This window comes from Pseudoalteromonas mucoides (genome assembly GCF_049257175.1).
Classification (GTDB): domain Bacteria; phylum Pseudomonadota; class Gammaproteobacteria; order Enterobacterales; family Alteromonadaceae; genus Pseudoalteromonas.
This window is the reverse complement of record NZ_JBMMUC010000011.1, coordinates 87442-106696: the sequence shown is the minus strand read 5'-3', so window position 1 is coordinate 106696 and position 19255 is coordinate 87442. Positions and strand designations below refer to the sequence as shown.

Annotated in this window: 18 protein-coding genes and 1 pseudogene; 3 read left to right on the top strand and 16 right to left on the bottom strand. The window is 41.5% G+C overall.

The genetic code is table 11. The features are described 5' to 3' along the window. The first annotated feature begins 318 nt into the window (after positions 1–318). Positions 319–1131: a polysaccharide deacetylase family protein gene (locus AAEU30_RS13375; protein WP_421960912.1), complete on the top strand. Its 813-nt coding sequence runs from the start codon at positions 319–321 to the stop codon at positions 1129–1131. Here AAEU30_RS13375 and AAEU30_RS13370 read toward each other — a convergent pair. From AAEU30_RS13370 to yceD, 14 genes are all read right to left on the bottom strand, one after another. Continuing rightward, positions 1128–2978, bottom strand: coding sequence for an alkaline phosphatase D family protein (locus AAEU30_RS13370; RefSeq protein ID WP_421960911.1), 1851 nt, complete (start codon positions 2976–2978; stop codon positions 1128–1130). The two genes, AAEU30_RS13375 and AAEU30_RS13370, sit on opposite strands and share 4 nt — an antisense overlap. A 6-nt stretch (positions 2979–2984) precedes the next feature. Continuing rightward, positions 2985–3764, bottom strand: a complete 780-nt coding sequence (locus AAEU30_RS13365) for a TatD family hydrolase (RefSeq protein ID WP_421960910.1) — start codon at positions 3762–3764, stop codon at positions 2985–2987. Positions 3765–3776: 12 nt separating this feature from the next. After that, the gene (locus tag AAEU30_RS13360) at positions 3777–4103 is read right to left on the bottom strand and encodes a PilZ domain-containing protein (protein WP_421960909.1); all 327 of its coding nucleotides are present in this window, start codon (positions 4101–4103) and stop codon (positions 3777–3779) included. A gap of 17 nt (positions 4104–4120) precedes the next feature. After that, positions 4121–5008: a DNA polymerase III subunit delta' gene (holB, locus tag AAEU30_RS13355; RefSeq protein ID WP_421960908.1), complete on the bottom strand. Its 888-nt coding sequence runs from the start codon at positions 5006–5008 to the stop codon at positions 4121–4123. A gap of 1 nt (position 5009) precedes the next feature. Then, the gene (tmk, locus tag AAEU30_RS13350; RefSeq protein WP_421960907.1) at positions 5010–5636 is read right to left on the bottom strand and encodes a dTMP kinase; all 627 of its coding nucleotides are present in this window, start codon (positions 5634–5636) and stop codon (positions 5010–5012) included. A gap of 33 nt (positions 5637–5669) precedes the next feature. After that, positions 5670–6665, bottom strand: a complete 996-nt coding sequence (gene mltG, locus AAEU30_RS13345; RefSeq protein WP_421960906.1) for an endolytic transglycosylase MltG — start codon at positions 6663–6665, stop codon at positions 5670–5672. Then, positions 6659–7480, bottom strand: a complete 822-nt coding sequence (gene pabC, locus AAEU30_RS13340; protein WP_421960905.1) for an aminodeoxychorismate lyase — start codon at positions 7478–7480, stop codon at positions 6659–6661. Before pabC ends, mltG begins: the two co-directional genes overlap by 7 nt. A gap of 54 nt (positions 7481–7534) precedes the next feature. Beyond that, positions 7535–8776 (bottom strand): beta-ketoacyl-ACP synthase II, encoded by a 1242-nt coding sequence (gene fabF, locus AAEU30_RS13335; protein ID WP_290208906.1) that lies wholly within the window; start codon positions 8774–8776, stop codon positions 7535–7537. Between the two features lie 113 nt (positions 8777–8889). Further along, positions 8890–9126 carry an acyl carrier protein gene (acpP, locus tag AAEU30_RS13330; RefSeq protein ID WP_016707440.1) on the bottom strand — a complete coding sequence of 79 codons (237 nt, stop codon included), beginning with the start codon at positions 9124–9126 and terminating at the stop codon, positions 8890–8892. Positions 9127–9366: 240 nt separating this feature from the next. Continuing rightward, complete coding sequence (gene fabG, locus AAEU30_RS13325; protein WP_087531875.1) at positions 9367–10113, bottom strand: 3-oxoacyl-ACP reductase FabG; 747 nt, start codon at positions 10111–10113, stop codon at positions 9367–9369. A 13-nt stretch (positions 10114–10126) separates the two neighbouring features. After that, positions 10127–11053 (bottom strand): ACP S-malonyltransferase, encoded by a 927-nt coding sequence (gene fabD / locus AAEU30_RS13320; RefSeq protein WP_421960904.1) that lies wholly within the window; start codon positions 11051–11053, stop codon positions 10127–10129. Positions 11054–11114: 61 nt separating this feature from the next. Next, positions 11115–12158: a phosphate acyltransferase PlsX gene (gene plsX, locus AAEU30_RS13315; protein WP_421960903.1), complete on the bottom strand. Its 1044-nt coding sequence runs from the start codon at positions 12156–12158 to the stop codon at positions 11115–11117. A gap of 12 nt (positions 12159–12170) precedes the next feature. Further along, the gene (rpmF, locus tag AAEU30_RS13310; RefSeq protein WP_008109865.1) at positions 12171–12341 is read right to left on the bottom strand and encodes a 50S ribosomal protein L32; all 171 of its coding nucleotides are present in this window, start codon (positions 12339–12341) and stop codon (positions 12171–12173) included. 9 nt (positions 12342–12350) lie between these two features. After that, positions 12351–12875 (bottom strand): 23S rRNA accumulation protein YceD, encoded by a 525-nt coding sequence (gene yceD, locus AAEU30_RS13305; RefSeq protein WP_421960902.1) that lies wholly within the window; start codon positions 12873–12875, stop codon positions 12351–12353. A gap of 142 nt (positions 12876–13017) precedes the next feature. Here yceD and AAEU30_RS13300 point away from each other — a divergent pair, with 142 nt between their 5' ends. Then, positions 13018–13614: a Maf family protein gene (locus AAEU30_RS13300; RefSeq protein WP_421960901.1), complete on the top strand. Its 597-nt coding sequence runs from the start codon at positions 13018–13020 to the stop codon at positions 13612–13614. Here AAEU30_RS13300 and AAEU30_RS13295 read toward each other — a convergent pair. Next, positions 13611–14212: pseudogene (locus AAEU30_RS13295) on the bottom strand (HAD-IA family hydrolase). The gene AAEU30_RS13300 and the pseudogene AAEU30_RS13295 overlap by 4 nt on opposite strands. A gap of 41 nt (positions 14213–14253) precedes the next feature. Next, complete coding sequence (gene rluC / locus AAEU30_RS13290) at positions 14254–15219, bottom strand: 23S rRNA pseudouridine(955/2504/2580) synthase RluC (RefSeq protein WP_421960900.1); 966 nt, start codon at positions 15217–15219, stop codon at positions 14254–14256. Between the two features lie 614 nt (positions 15220–15833). On the opposite strand from rluC, the gene rne reads away from it, so the two are divergent. Further along, positions 15834–19121 (top strand): ribonuclease E, encoded by a 3288-nt coding sequence (rne, locus tag AAEU30_RS13285; RefSeq protein ID WP_421960899.1) that lies wholly within the window; start codon positions 15834–15836, stop codon positions 19119–19121. Positions 19122–19255 lie beyond the last annotated feature (134 nt).

Below are 19255 nucleotides of genomic sequence, written 5' to 3'. Positions count from 1 at the left end.
TGTGGGTAAGTTGCAAATAAACCCTGTATAAAAATCACACTTTTTATGAATTAATTATGCAACCGCTTGTTTTAATGTAGTATAAAAAAACAACAATTATTGGGCGTTTTTACGTTTGTTAACTACACTTAATATTACTTTCTACTTCTCCCTTAACGAATAGAAGGTGTTTTTTAAAGTTAGCGCAGGCTCGCCAAGAGCCACCCCTAAGCCCAGAACAATGCGGATTCGTTCTGGGCATTTTTTATCTTTAATATGCTTAAGTAGCATATATTTCACTTGCTTAATTTGTTTCCATAAAAGAAAAAGGAAACAAGTATGTTCAAACAATTACTGTTAATTTCTACTGCACTTTTTTGTGCCCAAAATGTAGCAGCTACGAATAAATACGTTGGCTTTGGTTACCCTGATCAAGCTCAAAACGCTATTAGCATTACGTTTGATGATGCCCGCCACAGCCAAGTTGATACCGGTTTAGCAATTTTAGATAAACATAATGTTAAGGCCACATTTTATGTATCACCTTTTAATGTTAAAGAGCGACTCGCTAAATGGAAAAAAGCAGTGGCTGCTGATCACGAAATTGCCAACCACACAAGTTCGCATGTATGCACAGGTAACTTTGAATGGCTGCGCCAACTAGATCTATCGCTTGAAGAAACAACCTTGAAGTGGCTAGAAAAAGACATTTTAGATGCGCAAGTGTATATAAAAGCTAATTTAGGGGTTACTCCTCGCGCGTTTGCCTACCCTTGCGGTAATACCTTTGTTGGTCGGGGTATAAATACGCAAAGCTATGTGCCGTTAATTGCCAAACATTTTGATACCGGCCGTACTTGGCTAGACGAGACAGCAAACAACCCGAATTTCACTGATTTTTCCCAATTAACGGGCCTTAGAATCGACGGCATGAGTTTCGATGAAATCATAAGCATGCTAGATCAACTTCGTGGTAATAATAGTTGGCTGATCTTAGCTGGCCATGAGATAGGAAAAGGCGACCAATTTACCACCGATGAAAAAGTACTTGAGCAACTAATTAGCTATATTAAAGATCCGAAAAATGGATACTGGCTAGGCACTGTGAGTGAAGTTGCGGATTATATTAAACACCGTAGAGATGAGATTTAATGCTCTAAATCAAACTCAGTGGTGCGCCCATCACCATGAATTAGCTCATATTTAGTAAGGTTACCTTGTTCTAAGCTAATTAAGCTTATTGCGGAGTCGCTTACTAAGTATTTTTGACCTTCGCCTACTGTTTGGTGTTTATCAACTTCCATTTGCCAGCGTTTGGTAAAAAAGTTTAATGGACTTTTAGGGGCATATAAAATTGAATCAAGCTTATCAAGAATATTAATTAACTTACGCGGGAATTCATTTTTAATCCCGCTGGCGGTGAGTTGCCATATACGGTTAGGGTGTTTGCCAAAACGTTTTTGCACAGAAAAACAAAATGAGTAATGCACGTCGCCGGATAAAATAAGCGTTTCTTTGGGAGTGTCTTCACGGCGGAAGGTATCGAGTAATTTTTTTGCAGAGCCTTCATGTGCCATCCAGTTCTCAACATCAACCAACAATGGTTGGCCGCAAATATTAAACATTGCTTGGATAGCTTCTATCGATTTAACACCAAAAACCGGTGCAGGCGACACGATAATAACTTGCTCATGAGTTAATAAGCTGTCTTCAAGCTCTGTTAGGCGCTCCCAATCTAATAAACCTGATGGTTCATTAAAGTTTTGCTCGTTGCGCCAACGATGGGTGCGTGTATCAAGCACCACCACTTTAGGCACGGTATTAAGCTCATAATGCCAATGATTAAACTCTAAAATGGTTTTATCAAAGGGCTTAAATTGCCATTGCTTGTCATTAGTAAAGCTTTGTTGAAATGGTTTTAGAAGGCTCTTGGTTTTATGCCCTGCATCATTGCCAAACCCTTGAAATAGCCAATAACTAATTAAACCATTATTAACGATTCGCCTACTAACTGGGTGCTGATAGATAACTTTCTCCCACCCTGCGGTTAAATTCCAGTCATCGGTCACATCGTGATCGTCAAACATCATAAAGCTGGGTACATTGGCAAATAAAACTTGTGCGTCTTTTAGGCCATCTTTAAAACCTGATAAGGCCGCTTTTTCATTATCAAATATTTGCTGGCATTTAGCTGTGCTAGCTTGATAGTCAGTGCTGTCAAAATCGATTAACTGCCAAACCGATGGGCTGAAGTTTAATAAATAAAGGGCAATAAACTCTTCAAAAAACACTAAGTGGTTATCGGCTTTTAAACTTGAAAAATGTGGTACGTCTTTTTTCAGCCAATACCCTATCCCAATTTTATTTCGCTTTTGCCAAGGTACTTTGGGTAAATACAAATGGCGCTGATACAGCTGTTGTTGTAAATTTTGGGGTAAGTCTATATCAAGCGGTTGTTCTTTATAAATACCCAGTACATCGATTAAGCGCGAAATCGCGATTAGCATGGCACCGGCGACATCATCGGCATAAACTTGATCCCCCGATAGCAGCAAAATATCAGCGCCTATTTCATTATCACTGCGCTTTGCTTGTACAAAGTGATTAGCAGCAACCAAACTATCTTTTGCAGGATGATGTGGGTTTCGACACGAACCGTGTAAAATTCGCCTTAGCGTGTTGGGTATTGCAAATTCTGGGGTATGTTTATTCGGGTAACAAAATGCGTTGAGATCAATTTCTTTGTCGTTATTAAACAACCGGTAACTTATTAATTCATCAAGGGGAAATTCAACACCGATAGGCTTAATAATAACGAAGTGTAAGAATAGTTGCTCACCTAAACGAATCGGCTCATGCTCACAATAGGTATCATAATGAGCAAGTTCAATACGACAGTTAATTGGGCTTGAGGTTGCAAATTGAATGCAAACCTCGTTTATATCAGCTCGGCGCACCATTGGCCCCATTAAAATTAGAGGAAGTGGTGCTTGGCTCATAAAGTGTTAACCCTGCTTTGCTAAATTAAATAAGGAATAAAAGTTAGCTGTGGTCGCCGTAGCAAGCTCTTTATAACTAATGCCTTTAAGTTCACTGATATAATAAGCCACATCTTGCACATACGCTGGCTGATTTGTTTTACCACGATAAGGCACGGGTGCTAAATAAGGCGAGTCGGTTTCGATAAGTAGTCTATCGAGTGGAATTTGTTTAACGACGTCTTTAAGCTCTGTAGCATTTTTGAATGTAACAATACCAGAGATAGAAATATAAAAACCCAAATCGATGGCTTTTTTAGCCATGTCCCAGTCTTCAGTAAAGCAATGTAATACACCACCGCATTTTTCAGCGTTGTGCTCGCGCATTAAATTAATCGTGTCGGCGCGGGCATCACGGGTATGAATAATTAACGGCTTTTGTAATTGGTTTGCCACTTCAATATGACCAACAAAACTCTCTTGCTGAATTGTATGGGTGTCTTTTGAATAGTAATAATCAAGGCCTGTTTCGCCAATCGCAACCACTTTATCGTGGCTTGCTAAATCTATTAAGCGCTGTTTATCAAGGGCATCTTTTTGATCAAGTGGGTGTACGCCGCACGAGGCCGATACATCATTATAGTCTTTAATTTTATCAAGCATACTCGGGAATTGATCTAACGTGACGCTCACACATAAAAAGTGCTCTACTTGTTTTGCACGTGCGCTATCAAGTACTTGGTCTAGGTTTAAATCAAGTTTGTCAAAATCGAGTCGATCTAAATGGCAATGAGAATCTACAATCACGGTTACTGCTTACTACATGGTATAAGTTGGATTACCAGAGTTTAACATAGTCCCTAGTAGTTTTTCGATCTTCGCATTAAGGTTAGTTTTATCATCTAAAAAGCTGATACCTATACCCGGTGGGTTTGAACTTTGCGCACCTTGCGGTGTGATCCAGGTTACTTTACCTGTTACAACATCGTCCTCAAGGGCATCTGGTAAGGTTACTTTTAATGCCAGTGAATGGCCCATTTCGTAACGCATATTTGTCCGTACAAATAAACCACCGGTTTTTAAATACGGCATATAGCTGCGATATAGCTCATCTAAGTCTTCTAAATCAACAAGTAGTTCTTGCATAAAAATCCTAATTATTGTTATTTACGTAGTGAGTACGCCAAACGAGAAATAGCTAAAGGCAGATTGAGCCCCAGCACTTGCGTACTATTTTGATAAAATTCCGTTAAAGCCTGTTGTGACTGCTGATAAGTATCAAAATCCATGCCAGACACAAGTTGCTGCTTTAACTGCTCACTAATAAATAAACAAAAAACCCGTACTAGTTCACTGTCTTTATTTATTATATCTACTAACGCACTGAAATTATGGCCTTGTTTTAATTCAGTTGCAAACTTATAGAGTTGATCAACGCTCTCTAATTGTTCTGCTTCTTGCCAAGCTTGGATTAATAAGGGCTGTTTATAAAACAAACTAAGCCAAGGGTAGTCAATTATTTGTAATGATGCGAGCCATTGTTGAGCACTCATTTGATCTGACACTTGTACATCTGTACGCGAACAACGGCTTAATATGGTTGCGGGCAATTGCGTTGTTGCCGTGCTGGTAAGTAATAAAAATCGCTCAGGGCTTGGTTCTTCGAGTGTTTTTAACAGTGCATTTGCCGCAGCTGTGGTCATTTTGTGGCAGTCTTTTATGATCACCACCTTATTGCCGTTTTGCGCCGCTGAATGACTCATAAAGTGACTCACCGTACGAATATCATCAACCCCGATACTTTGTCCTTCAATTGCGACATTAAATTTATCTGGGTGTGTACCCGCTTGATTTAACTGACAACTCTTACATTGCCCACAAGGCTGAACACCGTTTGGTTGTTGGCACAATAACGCATTGGCAAGTTGCTCAACTAAGGCTGATTTACCAACACCTTGCTGACCATTAAATAATTGACCATGATGAAACCGCCCAGCTGCAAAGCTGGTGCTGAGTTGTTGTTCAATATCTTTGAGCCATGGGTAAGTCATGTTAATTATTACTTTGTAAAAACTGCTCTAACACCGCAATAATATCATTATGAACTTGCGTCATCGTTTGATTTGCATTGACCGTTTTAATAGAGTCATCGGTATTAGCAAGCGCTAAATAGCGTGCACGAGTGCGCTCAAAAAAACTCAGCGCTTCTTGCTCAATTCTATCTAACTCGCCACGGCCTTTCGCTCGGGCTAAGCCGATTGACGGCTCAATATCTAAGTAAATTGTTAAATCAGGCTTAAGCCCTTTTAATACAATATCAGAAAGTGCTTTTAAAGTTGTGTGCTCGATTTCTCGCCCACCACCTTGGTATGCTTGCGATGATAAATCATGGCGATCACCAAGCACCCACTGACCATTATTCAGCGCAGGACGAATAACATTATTAACTAATTGAGAACGCGCCGCGTACATGATCAACAATTCAGTTTCGCTGGCTATCGCCTCTTGGTGGTTTGCTTTTACCAAACTGCGAAGTTGCTCAGCAAGCGGTGTACCACCGGGCTCTCTTACATTGACAAAATCAACATTATGCTGGGTTAAAAACTGCTGACAAATTGAAATAGCAGTTGATTTACCCGCTCCTTCTAGCCCTTCGATCACAATAAATTTTGCTGTCATGGTATCTCTTTTAGTAATTCAGATTGCGACTGGCTAGTTACTTAATTGTTTTTGATAACGTAAGTAATCTTGCACAGCTTTGTTATGTGCTTTAAGTGTTTTTGAAAATTGATGGCTACCATCTCCTTTCGCAACAAAATACACATAATCAGATTTTGGTGGGTTGACCGCTGCTAAAATCGCCGCCTTCGAGGGCATTGCGATTGGCGTTGGCGGTAAACCATTTATTTTATAGGTATTATACGGTGTGTAACTGGTTAAGTCTTTGCGTTTAATATCGCCATCATAATCAGTCCCTAGACCATAAATGACGGTAGGATCGGTTTGTAAACGCATTTTTGAATTAAGTCGATTAGTAAACACAGACGCTATCATAGGTCGCTCGCTGGCAAGGCCGGTTTCTTTTTCGATGATTGATGCCATGATCAACGCCTCGTACGCAGAATTAATTGGCAAATTATCGGCACGTTGCTGCCAAGCATCAGCTAAAATCTGTTTCATTAAAGTGTGCGCACGCTTGAGCAATAAGCTTGCACTATCGCCAGCATGGTAGTGATATGTATCTGGGTATAACCAGCCTTCTAAATGCTGATCTGAGCCTAAGATTTGTTGACTTAAGTTATCCTGAGTTAAATCTTGGTTTAAATTAGCTGCATTTTGAATTGCCGCTAGCACATCCCTTACTGTCTGCCCTTCGATAATGGTAAAACTAAAGCTAACTTGTTCACCTTCATTAATACGACGAATATTATCAAGTACTGTGCCTTGGTTTAGCTCGTAAAGGCCTGCTTTTAAATCAGTGAGACTAGGGTCTAACTTTGCCACTATCTGATACTTAAAACAGCTATTAAGCCATTTTTTTGCCTGCCACTGCTGGCATAGCTGATTAAACCCTGTACCATTTTTTACTTCAAATTGAGTATTAGCGGGAACGGCTAAGGTGCTGTTAATAGTAGCTTTTAATTGCTGATAGCCAATTGCTGTCGTTAGCAAGGCTAGGACTATAATGCCCATTATCACTTTTAACACGTAAACTCCTTGGCGATTAAACCATTTAATACGCTTAAACTATTATCAATATCAAAGTTAACATTATCAATTGTTTTTACAGGTATAACAGCCATTAAGCTATTACAAATAAATACTGCATCCATTTGTTTTAATTGTTTTAATGTTAAATTCACAAACTCTATAGGCAATTTAGCACATAACGATTGCAGGTAAACCCCTTTAATTCCACACTCATTAAGTAAAGGGCTAAAGAGTCGTCCGTCTTTAATTGCAAATACATTGGCTGTAGAGGTTTCTATAACATTGTTTTGATAATCAAGAACCAGTACATCATCACTATCTTGTGTTTGCATGGCTTGCTTGATCATGACTTGCTCTAACCTGTTTAGTGTTTTTAGGCCAGCAAGTAATGGTTGAGATGCCAATTTAATGGGGCTTACAGCTAAGCTAAGACCTTTTGTAGCCAATGCTTCATAATGAGGTGGAAAATCAACAACGCTGAGCACAATGTTTAATAACGGTTGCTCAGGTAAACCGTACCCACGCCCACCTTCGCCGCGCGTAACGAGCACTTTAAGGACTGCACATTTTTGTGTTGCAATAAGTTGGCTGATTGCAGCTTCGAGTTCAATAAAGTCTATTTCAGGAAATGCTAAACGGCTTGCGCACTCAATTAACCTCGCACGATGTAATGACCAATGCTCAACATTGCCGTCAACAACCTTTGCTGTAGTAAAAAAGCCATCACCATAGTTTAAGCCGCGATCACGGTTACTAACAACACTAGGCTGTTCAGTGATTATATTTTGTTGTATTTGTTGTGTATTCTGCATATAAAAAAGCCCAGTCACAACTGGGCTATTATTCTGTCTCGTTGTTTAAAAATATTATACCTTTTTAAACAGCAACGAGCCATTAGTACCACCAAAACCAAACGAGTTACATAATGCGTAGTCTAATTTCGCATCACGTGCTGTGTGAGGAACATAATCCAAATCACAGCCTTCATCAGGGTTATCAAGGTTAATTGTTGGACTTACTTTTTGATCTTGTAACGACAAAATAGTAATGATTGATTCAACTGAACCTGCAGCACCGAGTAAGTGGCCCATCATTGATTTAGATGAACTGACCATCACATCTTTAGCAGCATCACCAAAGATAGATTTAACCGCTGAGGTTTCTGCTTTATCACCTGCGTTGGTAGAAGTACCGTGAGCGTTAATATAACCCACCTGATCAGCATTTACGCCTGCATCGTTTAACGCATTTTCCATCGCAAGGGCTGCACCTGCACCATCTTCAGGAGGCGAAGTCATATGGTATGCATCACCACTCATGCCAAAGCCAACGAGCTCTGAGTAAATTTTAGCGCCACGTGCTTTAGCGTGCTCATATTCTTCAAGTACAATAACACCGGCGCCGTCTGCAAGTACAAACCCATCACGGTCTTTATCCCAAGGGCGCGAAGCTGCTTGTGGGTCATCGTTACGAGTTGAAAGCGCGCGAGCCGCATTAAAGCCACCCATACCAATTGGTGTCGAGGCTTTTTCAGCGCCCCCTGCTACCATGGCATCAGCATCACCGTATGCAATCATACGAGCTGCATGGCCGATGTTGTGCAAACCTGTAGTACAGGCTGTGACAATCGAAATATTTGGACCACGTAGACCGTGCATTATCGATAAATGACCCGAGATCATATTGATAATAGTCGATGGCACGTAAAAAGGAGAAAGCTTACGTGGGCCACTGTTTAATAGTTTTATGTGGTTTTCTTCGATTAACGTTAAACCACCAATGCCTGAACCAACAGCAACACCAACGCGCGGTGCGTTTTGCTCTGTGATTTCAAGGCCAGAATCTTGTAGTGCCTGAACACCCGCTGCTATGCCATATTGGATAAACAAATCCATTTTTTTAGCATCTTTAGGCGACATATTAAAGTCAGACGCATTAAAATCATTCAGCAAGCCTGCGAATTTGGTGCCAAAACTTGAAGTATCGAAATGCGTGATAGTTTGAATACCACTTTTGCCGTTTAACAAGCCTTGCCAGGTTGATTCAACATCGTTACCTAGCGGTGTCAACATTCCTAAGCCAGTTACGACTACTCGACGTTTAGCCACGGGTTGCCTCCAATAAGGGAATTATTATTTTAGGTGGGGTGTGTACTAAATTAATTAGTATCATATTACGGATAGATTAAGGGCAGCGAATGCTGCCCTTAATTTGCGATTGATTACTCAGCGTGAGCTGTAACGTAATCGATTGCAGCTTGTACTGTTGTGATCTTTTCAGCTTCTTCGTCTGGGATCTCAGTGTCAAACTCTTCTTCAAGAGCCATTACTAATTCAACAGTATCAAGTGAATCTGCGCCTAAGTCATCAACGAAAGAAGCTTCGTGCTTTACTTCTTCTTCTTTAACACCTAGTTGCTCAATGATGATTTTCTTTACGCGTTCTTGGATGTCGCTCATTCTTCTTTCCTTTATTAAAAACGCCAATGCGTTATTTTCAGATTGCGGCGTAGTTTACGGCGCATAATTCTGTGATTCAAGGATTTGCTGATAATTATTTATCTGGTCAAACCTCTTGAGGGTTATTTGTGTCTTTTATCGCTTATTTTCACAGCGAATTCAAGTATGTTTAAAGCAAGATCACAAAAAATTCAACATTTTTCGACAAACTCGCTTAAAACAAATTAGGAACAAAGTTCCTTAAACCATATACATCGCGCCGTTAACGTGCAGCGTTTCGCCCGAAACGTACGCAGCAGCATCTGATGCTAAGTAACAAACAGCAGCCGCAATTTCGTCTGGTTGGCCTAAACGACCTGCAGGCACATTAGCAAGCGTTGCTGCTTTTTGCTCTTCTGTCAACTCATCTGTCATGTCTGTTTGAATAAAACCAGGCGCAACAACATTCACGGTAATACCGCGCGACGCTACTTCACGCGCCAATGATTTAGAAAAACCAATCACACCCGCTTTTGCCGCAGCGTAGTTAGCTTGCCCAGCATTACCCATAGTGCCCACTACTGAGCCAATGTTAATGATACGGCCATTCTTTTTCTTCATCATTGGGCGTAATACCGCTTTAGATAAACGGAATATAGAGCTTAAGTTGGTGTCGATGATATCATCCCACTCACCGTCTTTCATACGCATCAATAAGTTATCACGGGTAATACCGGCATTATTGACTAATACATCAATATCGCCTAAATCTGCTTTTATTGCAGCAAGTGTCGCCTCAATCGATGCAGGATCGGTTACGTTTAACGCATAACCTTTACCATTATCACCTAAATATTCACTGATTTTAGCAGCGCCTGATTCACTCGTTGCAGTACCTGCAACTTTAGCACCTTGTGCCACTAAGGTCGTTGCAATTGCTTTACCGATACCACGGCTCGCGCCAGTAATAAGGACAACTTTGCCCTCTAGTGAAAATAAATTTGCCATTATTATCCTACTCTTATTTAGCTTCATCAATGGCAGCTTGGCTATTTACCGAACCACATACCATTGCTTTATCAATACGTTTTGCTAACCCAGTCAATACTTTACCTGGGCCAAATTCATAGCTTTGGGTAATACCTTGGGCTACCAATGCTTGTACTGTTTCGGTCCAGCGAACTGGGCTATATAATTGACGTACTAATGCATCTTTAATTGCATCAGCTGCATTTTCTGCACTAACGTCAACGTTATTAATTACATCACATTTAGGTGTATTAAATGTTAAAGCGGCTAAATCAGCTGCTAGTTTCTCTGCAGCAGGCTTCATAAGCTCACAATGCGAAGGTACGCTTACTGACAGTGGCAATGCACGTTTGGCACCTGCCTCTTTACACGCTTCTGAAGCTCTATCTACGGCCGCTTTATGTCCAGCTATAACAACTTGACCTGGCGAGTTATAATTTACCGGTGCTACAACTTCATCTTGCGCTGATGCGCTACAAGCTGCTTTTATTTCATCATCGCCAAGACCGATGATTGCAGCCATAGATCCCACACCTGCAGGTACTGCTTCTTGCATATATAAACCACGATTTTCTACAAGCTTAACAGCCTGCGCAAGGCTCAGTACGTCTGCACACACTAGTGCAGAGTATTCACCTAAACTGTGACCAGCCATAGTAACCTCTGCGTCTGGGTTAGCAGCTAACCACTGACGATAAATAGCAACCGAAGCGGTTAATAAAGCAGGTTGGGTACGGTGGGTTTGGTTTAATTCTTGTTCTGGACCATTCAGTACGAGTGCTGCTAAGTCATAACCAAGTGCTTCTGATGCCTCAGCAAATGTTGCTTTTACAATGTCAGACTCTGCAAGTAATTCACTTAACATACCCACAGATTGTGAGCCTTGACCTGGAAAAACAAGTGCGATTTTTTGTGCCATACTTTGCTCTTTTTTATTAAACAAATAAATAAATGTTTAAGTAAGCGCCTGACATAATTAATTACTCGTCAGCCGTTACTTTTTTAGTTGAATGTGTTTGCTCGAAGATAGCGGCTATTTTCTCTGGAAGTTGGCGTTCTACTTCTCTGGCAGCTTCATCGATTGCAGCATGAAATGCTTTAGCTGATGCATTTCCATGGCTTTTTACAACAATACCGCGCAATCCTACCAGAGAAGCGCCATTATACTGGTCGGGGTTCACCCTTTTATAGAGTTTTTTTATGACAGGGCGTAGCATAAAAGCCATGCATTTATAGAAAAAGTGTTTTCTCAGCGCTTTTGTAAGCTTAAACATAATCAGCTTTGCGATACCTTCACAGGTTTTAAGCGCAACATTACCCACAAAACCTTCACACACGATGACATCTGACTTACCCGTGAATATATCACTGCCTTCACTGTAACCCGTGTAATTAATGTAATCACATTGCTGCATGAGCTGTGCGGCTTGTTTAATATCTTCATGGCCTTTTATGTCTTCTGAGCCAATATTTAATAAGCTGACTTTCGGATTATCACAACCGAGTGCTTGACCTGCAACCACTGAACCCATTATACCAAACTGATATAGGGTTTGCGCATCACAGTGCACGTTTGCCCCTAAATCAAGTAAATATACTGGGTGTTTTTGCTCGGTTGGAACCGCTGAAATCAATGCAGGGCGTTTTACTCCCGGCAGCATTTTTAACACATAATGCGCCATAAAAAGTAATGCACCGGTATTACCAGCACTTACGCACGCTTGTGCCTCACCTGATTTAACCAAATCAAGGGCTACGCGCATTGAAGAATCTTTTTTAGAACGTACTGCTAAAGCAGGCTCACAGCCATTAGTAACCACTTCACTGCAGTGACGAATAGTTAATCTTGGATGAGATAAAGAATCGAGGGATTCAAGTTCTTTAGATATTACTTGCTCATTACCACATAAGATGAGTCTTAAGTTGGCATTGGCATTTACCGCGTTAACGGCTGCGGGGATAGATGAACGGGGGCCATAATCGCCCCCCATCATATCTAACGCAATGGTTAGATTGGTCAGCATATAAGCAATCTCTTAGTTAGAAATTACTTGAACGCCTTTGTAGTAACCATCTGCAGTCACATGGTGACGACGATGAGTCTCACCAGATGTTTGGTCTACAGTTAAAGTTGGACCACTGATCGCATCGTGTGAACGGCGCATGCCGCGTCTTGCACGAGACTTTTTGCTTTTTTGTACAGCCATAGTCTTCTCCTAAGAATCTTTCTTAAGTTGTTTCAAAATATCAAATGGATTTGGTTTATCATCTTCCGCCTTTAATACACCAAAGCTGGCAGGCTTTGCTGAATAACTGCATGAAGCTTCGTTGTGTGTAGGCACTAATGGAACTGCTAATAATAGTTCGTCTTCGATTAAATCAAAAACGTCTATTTCACCATTTTCATCAAGTGCTACTTCATCGTAGTCTTCTGGAAGATCATCTGACTCTGCATCCAAACCGACTGGCGAATACACAAAGTCTTGTTCCAAATCCAACCCTAAATCACCATTACAACGTTGACAAGTTACAGTTACGTGTGTGGACAAATTGCCACGGATCACAACTAAACCTTGCTCATCATTCTTGCAATGAATTTTTACCGCTATTTCACCTACTTCTTCCTGGATAACTTCTCGTAAACGAGTCAGTTTTTCAAGCTGTACAATACCGTCATAACTTAAACGGTGCTGAGCTGCTTTACCTGGATGAAGAGTGATGGGAATTTTCACCTTTTGCATAGGGGCTGCATCATATAGATAGTTACTTGGTTAGTCAAAGTAAAAAACCATTTTTAGCTGGTTTTTCCTTATTCATTTCTTTGTTTTGCCAACGGATCTGATTTATCCTAACTCAATCTGATTTTCATTAGGAAAATAATCCATGCAGCACTCACTTATTTTAGCTTCAAGTTCACCCTTTCGTCAGTCTTTATTGCAAAAATTTAATCTTCCATTTGCCAGTTTTTCCCCTGATGTTGACGAAACACCCATCGCCAACGAATCATCCAGCCAGTTAGTTATGCGCTTAAGTGCATTAAAAGCCCAAGCCGCAAAAGGTCAATTTGACAACGGGCTGGTCATTGGTTCAGATCAAGTCGCGGTTTTTAATGGTCAAATATTAGGTAAACCACATAATAAAGAAAACGCCATTAAACAGCTCAGCTTATTTAGTGCAAATACGGTTACGTTTCTAACAGGTTTAACTGTATACGATTTAAATACCGACAGGTCAAAAACCATTGTAGAGCCTTTTGAGGTCACATTCAGAACACTCACATCAGCACAGATAAGTGCTTACTGTGATGCTGAACAACCGTATAACTGCGCGGGGAGCTTTAAAAGTGAAGGGCTCGGTATTTGTTTATTTGAAAAGCTAAGCGGCGATGATCCAAATAGCTTAATTGGACTACCACTCATTAAACTCAGCCAAATGTTGACTGAGTTTGGTTTAGATGTACTAGACAACCAAGCCCGCTAATCGAGTAAAAGCGCAGATAATTGCTGATATGAGCCAATCGTAGCAATTGGCTCAAATTCATTTAGTTGCGCTTCATTATGCACCCCCATGGTGACACCAATTCGGTCAATATGTGCAGCCTGAGCCATCGCCATATCAATTTTAGTATCACCAATCATCAGCGCTTCATTGGCACTTACATCAAACTCATTAAGTAGCTGAAGCAACATCTCTGGTGATGGTTTAGATTGAGCATCATCACTAGTGCGTGTGGCCGAAAAATAATGACCAAGCCTTGTTTCTTCCAATAAACGCTCAAGCCCTACTCGGCTCTTCCCTGTCGCTACCGCTAACATAACGCCTTTGGCTTTTAAACTTGCCAATGTCTCTGCTACACCTGCAAATAAAGGCGTAGGTGTTACATCAATATATTTATACTGATGCTTATATTGTGCAATCAAATCGGCATATAAATTGGCGTTATCAGGAAATAAAGTCGCTACAGCATGCTCAAGTGATAAGCCAATAATATTTTTATTGCCTCATCACTTGGCGGCACTAAGCCACATACTAATGCAGATTCGCGCATACAATTGACGATTTTAGTCACCGAATCCATTACGGTGCCATCCCAATCAAATATCACTAACTTATAATTTTTCACGATTTAGCTGCGCGTAATGTTTTTATGCAATTAGTTAACGTTTTATCAAGTGGCGCTTCAACACGCATAGTGGTTTCGTTTTTAGGGTGATAAAAACTCAAATCATGGGCATGTAAAAATAATCGATTCAAACCAATTTTACGCATGCCGGCATCAAATGCCTGATCGCCGTATTTATCATCACAGGCAATTGGGTGACCTTGGCACTGAGTATGGACCCTAATTTGGTGAGTGCGCCCTGTTACGGGTGATGCTTGTACTAACGAACATTCATCAAAGCGTTCAAGTACTTTAAAACGGGTATGTGACGGCTTGCCTTCATCGCTATTATCTACCCTGACAATGCGCTCGCCGGATTGCAACGTATTTTTGCGTAAGCCCTCTTTCACATTTTTAGTTTTAGACTCCCATTGCCCATCGACAAGTGCCCAATAGTTTTTTTCCATGGTTTTTTCACGCAATTGCTCATGTAAAGCTGTTAGTACAGAGCGGCGTTTTGCAATTAATAGGCAGCCAGAAGTGTCACGGTCAAGTCGGTGAACGAGTTCAAGGCTACGCTCATCTGGGCGCAATGAACGTAACGCCTCAATTAAGCCATAACTTAAACCACTACCACCATGCACAGCCATACCCGAAGGCTTGTTGATAACAATAAGGTATTTGTCTTCAAATAAAATGGCATCTTCAAGCTGCTTAACTTTTTCAAGTTTGCTTGGTACAAAGTCGTCTTGACGCTCTGCAATTTTAATCGGAGGTATACGTACCACATCATCAAGCTCGAGTTTATATACTGGTTTAATGCGTTTTTTGTTAACTCGCACTTCACCTTTGCGTAAAATCTTATAAACAGCGCTTTTAGGCACCCCTTTTAAATGGGTAATAAGAAAGTTATCAATCCGTTGACCTAGGTGGTCTTCGGTAATCGTGACGAAAGATACTTGTAAGCCGGTTTTTTCTGACATTGCCTAATCACTGATTTAAGTAAAATAATTTAGTTGCTAACACGGTTATAATAGTGGGATAATCACCATTGCAAATTTAAATTTGCAATAACAACGGTGCTTTTTAACACATTAAGACATTCGTGATGCACATTCTAGGTAATTGATCATACAGATCCGAGATAAGTTTTCCAAAGCTTTTATACAGACCTAGTTTACACGTGCGTTCAATTAACTACGGTGCGCGTAATATATCGTAAGTTAAGTTTGAGCATGAACAGCCTTAATTGCAGAAATAAAAGCAATTTGAACAGATAATTTGTCTGATCGTGACGGCGTTAAACGCCGTTCAGCAGATGTGCTGTAAATACACAAGTTTATTTAATAAATGGTCGACTCTGGACAAAACACTAATACGATGCTGTAAAACAGCCGCTAGTTTTGTCGCCATTATGAATCTAATAACGTGACAACACGTTATTGTCAGCCAGCACCATAAAGATACTTGTATTTAAATACAGCACCAAGCTCCGCCACAGTTCCAGTCGTGAGACTGCATAAAAAGAAGCGAAAGGGGCAACTGAACAGGCGAAAAGTTTCGTCATGTCAGCGACATAACACAGTAGAGTAACAATATGAAACGTATGCTAATCAATGCGACGCAGCAAGAAGAAATGCGCGTAGCACTGGTTGATGGCCAGCGCCTGTATGATTTAGATATCGAAAGCCCGGGTCACGAACAAAAAAAAGCCAATATTTATAAAGGCAAAATCACACGTATTGAACCGTCATTAGAAGCTGCCTTTGTAGATTACGGCGCTGAACGACACGGTTTCCTTCCTTTAAAAGAAATCGCTCGTACTTACTTTCCGCAAGGTTACACCTTCCAAGGTCGTCCGAACATTCGTGACGTAATAAAAGAAGGCCAAGAAGTTATCGTACAAGTTGATAAAGAAGAACGCGGCCAAAAAGGCGCGGCACTTACTACCTTTATCAGTGTTGCCGGAAGCTACTTAGTACTTATGCCGAATAACCCTCGTGCTGGCGGTATTTCACGTCGTATCGAAGGTGATGAACGTACTGAACTAAAAGAAGCATTGAGCCGTTTAGAGTTGCCTAAAGGCATGGGCTTAATTGTTCGTACAGCAGGTGTAGGTAAATCGTTTGAAGAACTAAACTACGATTTAAAAGCACTACTTGTACACTGGGATGCGATTCAACAAGCATCAAACAGTGGCAAAGCGCCGTTTTTAATCCACCAAGAAAGCAACGTGATTTTCCGTGCTATTCGTGATTATTTACGCCGCGATATTGGCGAAATCTTAATTGATAAGCCACGTGTATTTGAAGAAGCTAAAGCTCATATCGAGCGTTTTCGCCCTGATTTTATGAGCCGTGTAAAACTTTACTCTGGCGAAGTGCCATTGTTTACACATTATCAGATTGAAAGCCAAATCGAATCTGCGTTCCAACGTGAAGTACGTCTGCCTTCTGGTGGCTCAATTGTGATTGACCCTACTGAAGCGCTTACTTCTATCGATATCAACTCTTCAAAAGCCACTAAAGGCGGTGATATCGAAGAGACCGCACTAAACACAAACTTAGAAGCCGCAGACGAAATTGCTCGCCAATTACGTTTACGTGATTTAGGTGGTTTAATTGTTATCGACTTTATCGATATGACACCACCGCGTCATCAGCGTGAAGTAGAAAACCGCTTAAAAGATGCTGTTCGCCCAGATCGTGCCCGTGTACAAATTGGTAAAATTTCACGCTTCGGTTTACTTGAAATGTCGCGTCAACGTCTTCGCCCTTCACTAGGTGAAGCAAGTCAAGGACCATGTCCTCGCTGTAGCGGTCAAGGCACTATTCGTTCAAACGAGTCAATTGCATTATCAATTCTGCGTTTAATCGAAGAAGAAGCCATTAAGGACAATACGGCACAAGTTAATGCACAAGTGCCTGTTGCTGTTGCTGCTTACTTACTAAACGAACAGCGCCGTAGCGTACACCGTATTGAAAAACGTCATAGCTGTGATGTAGTGATCATTCCGAATCAACACATGGAAACACCGCACTACGAAGTTATGCGCTTACGTAAAGATGAAACACTTGAAACAGTGAGCTATGACCAAGTTGTAGCACCTGAACCAGAAGTGTTTGAGACATCTAAAACACCTGCTGTTGCAGTACGTGAAGAGCCAAGATTGAAAGGTGTCGTAATGCCTTCAACCCCTGCTCCTCAAGCGGCTGAAAAACCAGCTCCAACGCAACAAACAGCTGTACCTAATGCTACCGAGCAAGTAGGCCTGTTAGCAAGCATTGGTAATTGGTTTAAGTCTTTATTCGCTGACTCAAGTGAAAAGCAAGAGCCAGAGAAAAAAGAACAAAGTAACAAACCAAATACGCGTAATAACCGTAATCGTAACAACGAGGGGGATAACCGCCGTCGTAATAACCAACGTCGTCGTAATAACAACTCACGTAACAAACCACAAAATGAGCGCAATGAACGCTCTACAGAGGAAGTTACTGCAGTTGATAGCAGCAACACTGAGCAAAAAGAGAACAGAAACGAGAACCGCAATAAGCGCCGTCGTAATCCGAACTCTCGTAAACGCAATGAAAACCGCAATGATGACAAAAAGCCAGCAACTGACGTTAAAGAGTCTGTAGAAAATAAAGACGCTAACGTTGAAAAAACTGAGCAAAAGCCAAAAGCACGTCGTCAACGTCGTAATATTCGCAAGAAAGTTCGTGTGCAAAATGACGAAACTACCGCTGTAGATTCAACAACTGAACAAACGCCAGTACAACAGCCTGTAAAAGCCGCTGAAGAAAAGCCTGAGGCTAAACCTGTTGTTGAAACTGAAAAAGTTGAAGCACAAACAAATGCAACTGCGGAGAAAGCAGCTGAAACAGCAAAATCAGAGCCAGTGCAAACTGTTGCTCCTGAGCAAGATTCATCAGCTGATGAAGAGCAAGGTCAAACACGTACTCGCTCACGCCGTTCACCTCGCCATTTACGCGCAGCAGGTCAACGTCGCCGTCGTCCTGAACAAGGTGAAGAAGGCAGTGAAACACAAAGTACTCAACCACCTGCGTTTATTCCAGTTGCGGATCAAGCCGCTGCAGAATATGAAGCAGAACTAAAAGCGAAATCAGAAGAAGCAGCGACTGATGCATCAGAGCAAGTAGAGCAAGCACTTGCGACTGAAGATTTAGCAAAGGTTGAAGTAACTCAAGAAGCCCCTGCTGCAACTGAAGACGCACCTGCTGCAACTGAAGATGCACCTGCGGTAACTGAAGATGCACCTGCGGTAACTGAAGATGCACCTGCTGCAGCTGAAGAAGCACCTGCTGCAACTGAAGACGCACCTGCTGCAACTGAAGAAGCACCTGCTGTATCTGAAGAAACACCTACTGCAACTGAAGAAGCACCTGCTGCAACTGAAGAGACAACTGTTGTAACTGAAGAAGCACCTGCTGCAACTGAAGAAGCGCCTGCTGCAACTGAAGAAGCGCCTGCTGCAACTGAAGAAGCGCCTGCTGTAACTGAAGAAGCACCTACTGCAACTGAAGAAGCACCTGCTGCAATTGAAGACGCACCTGCTGCAACTGAAGAAGCACCGGTTGAAGCCGAAGTAGCGCCAGTAGCTACAGTAGAAACGCCTGTTGAAGCTAAAACAGCACCTGTTGCCCAAACCGTTTCTGCAAACACCAAAACAGTGATTGCAGCGGGCCATGCAAGTGCCCCAATGGCGCAGCCAACACCTGTTGCAGACAGCGAAGTTACTCACACGCCACAAGCGATGGCTCATGACCAACGTGAAGCTATCCCTGATAGCGGTTTACGTGCCGGCTCTATCAAGCCTGCTGGTCGCGCAAGCGCTGCAATGACTAAAACCATGAGTGTTGACTAACACTCTGGCTTTAGCCAAAAGTAAAATAAAAAGCCGCGTTAATGAAAATTAACGCGGCTTTTTAATATTCGTTACACCCAATTTAAACTCAAAAAAAAAGCGAAGTGCAAGCACTTCGCTTTCAACTAACTCAA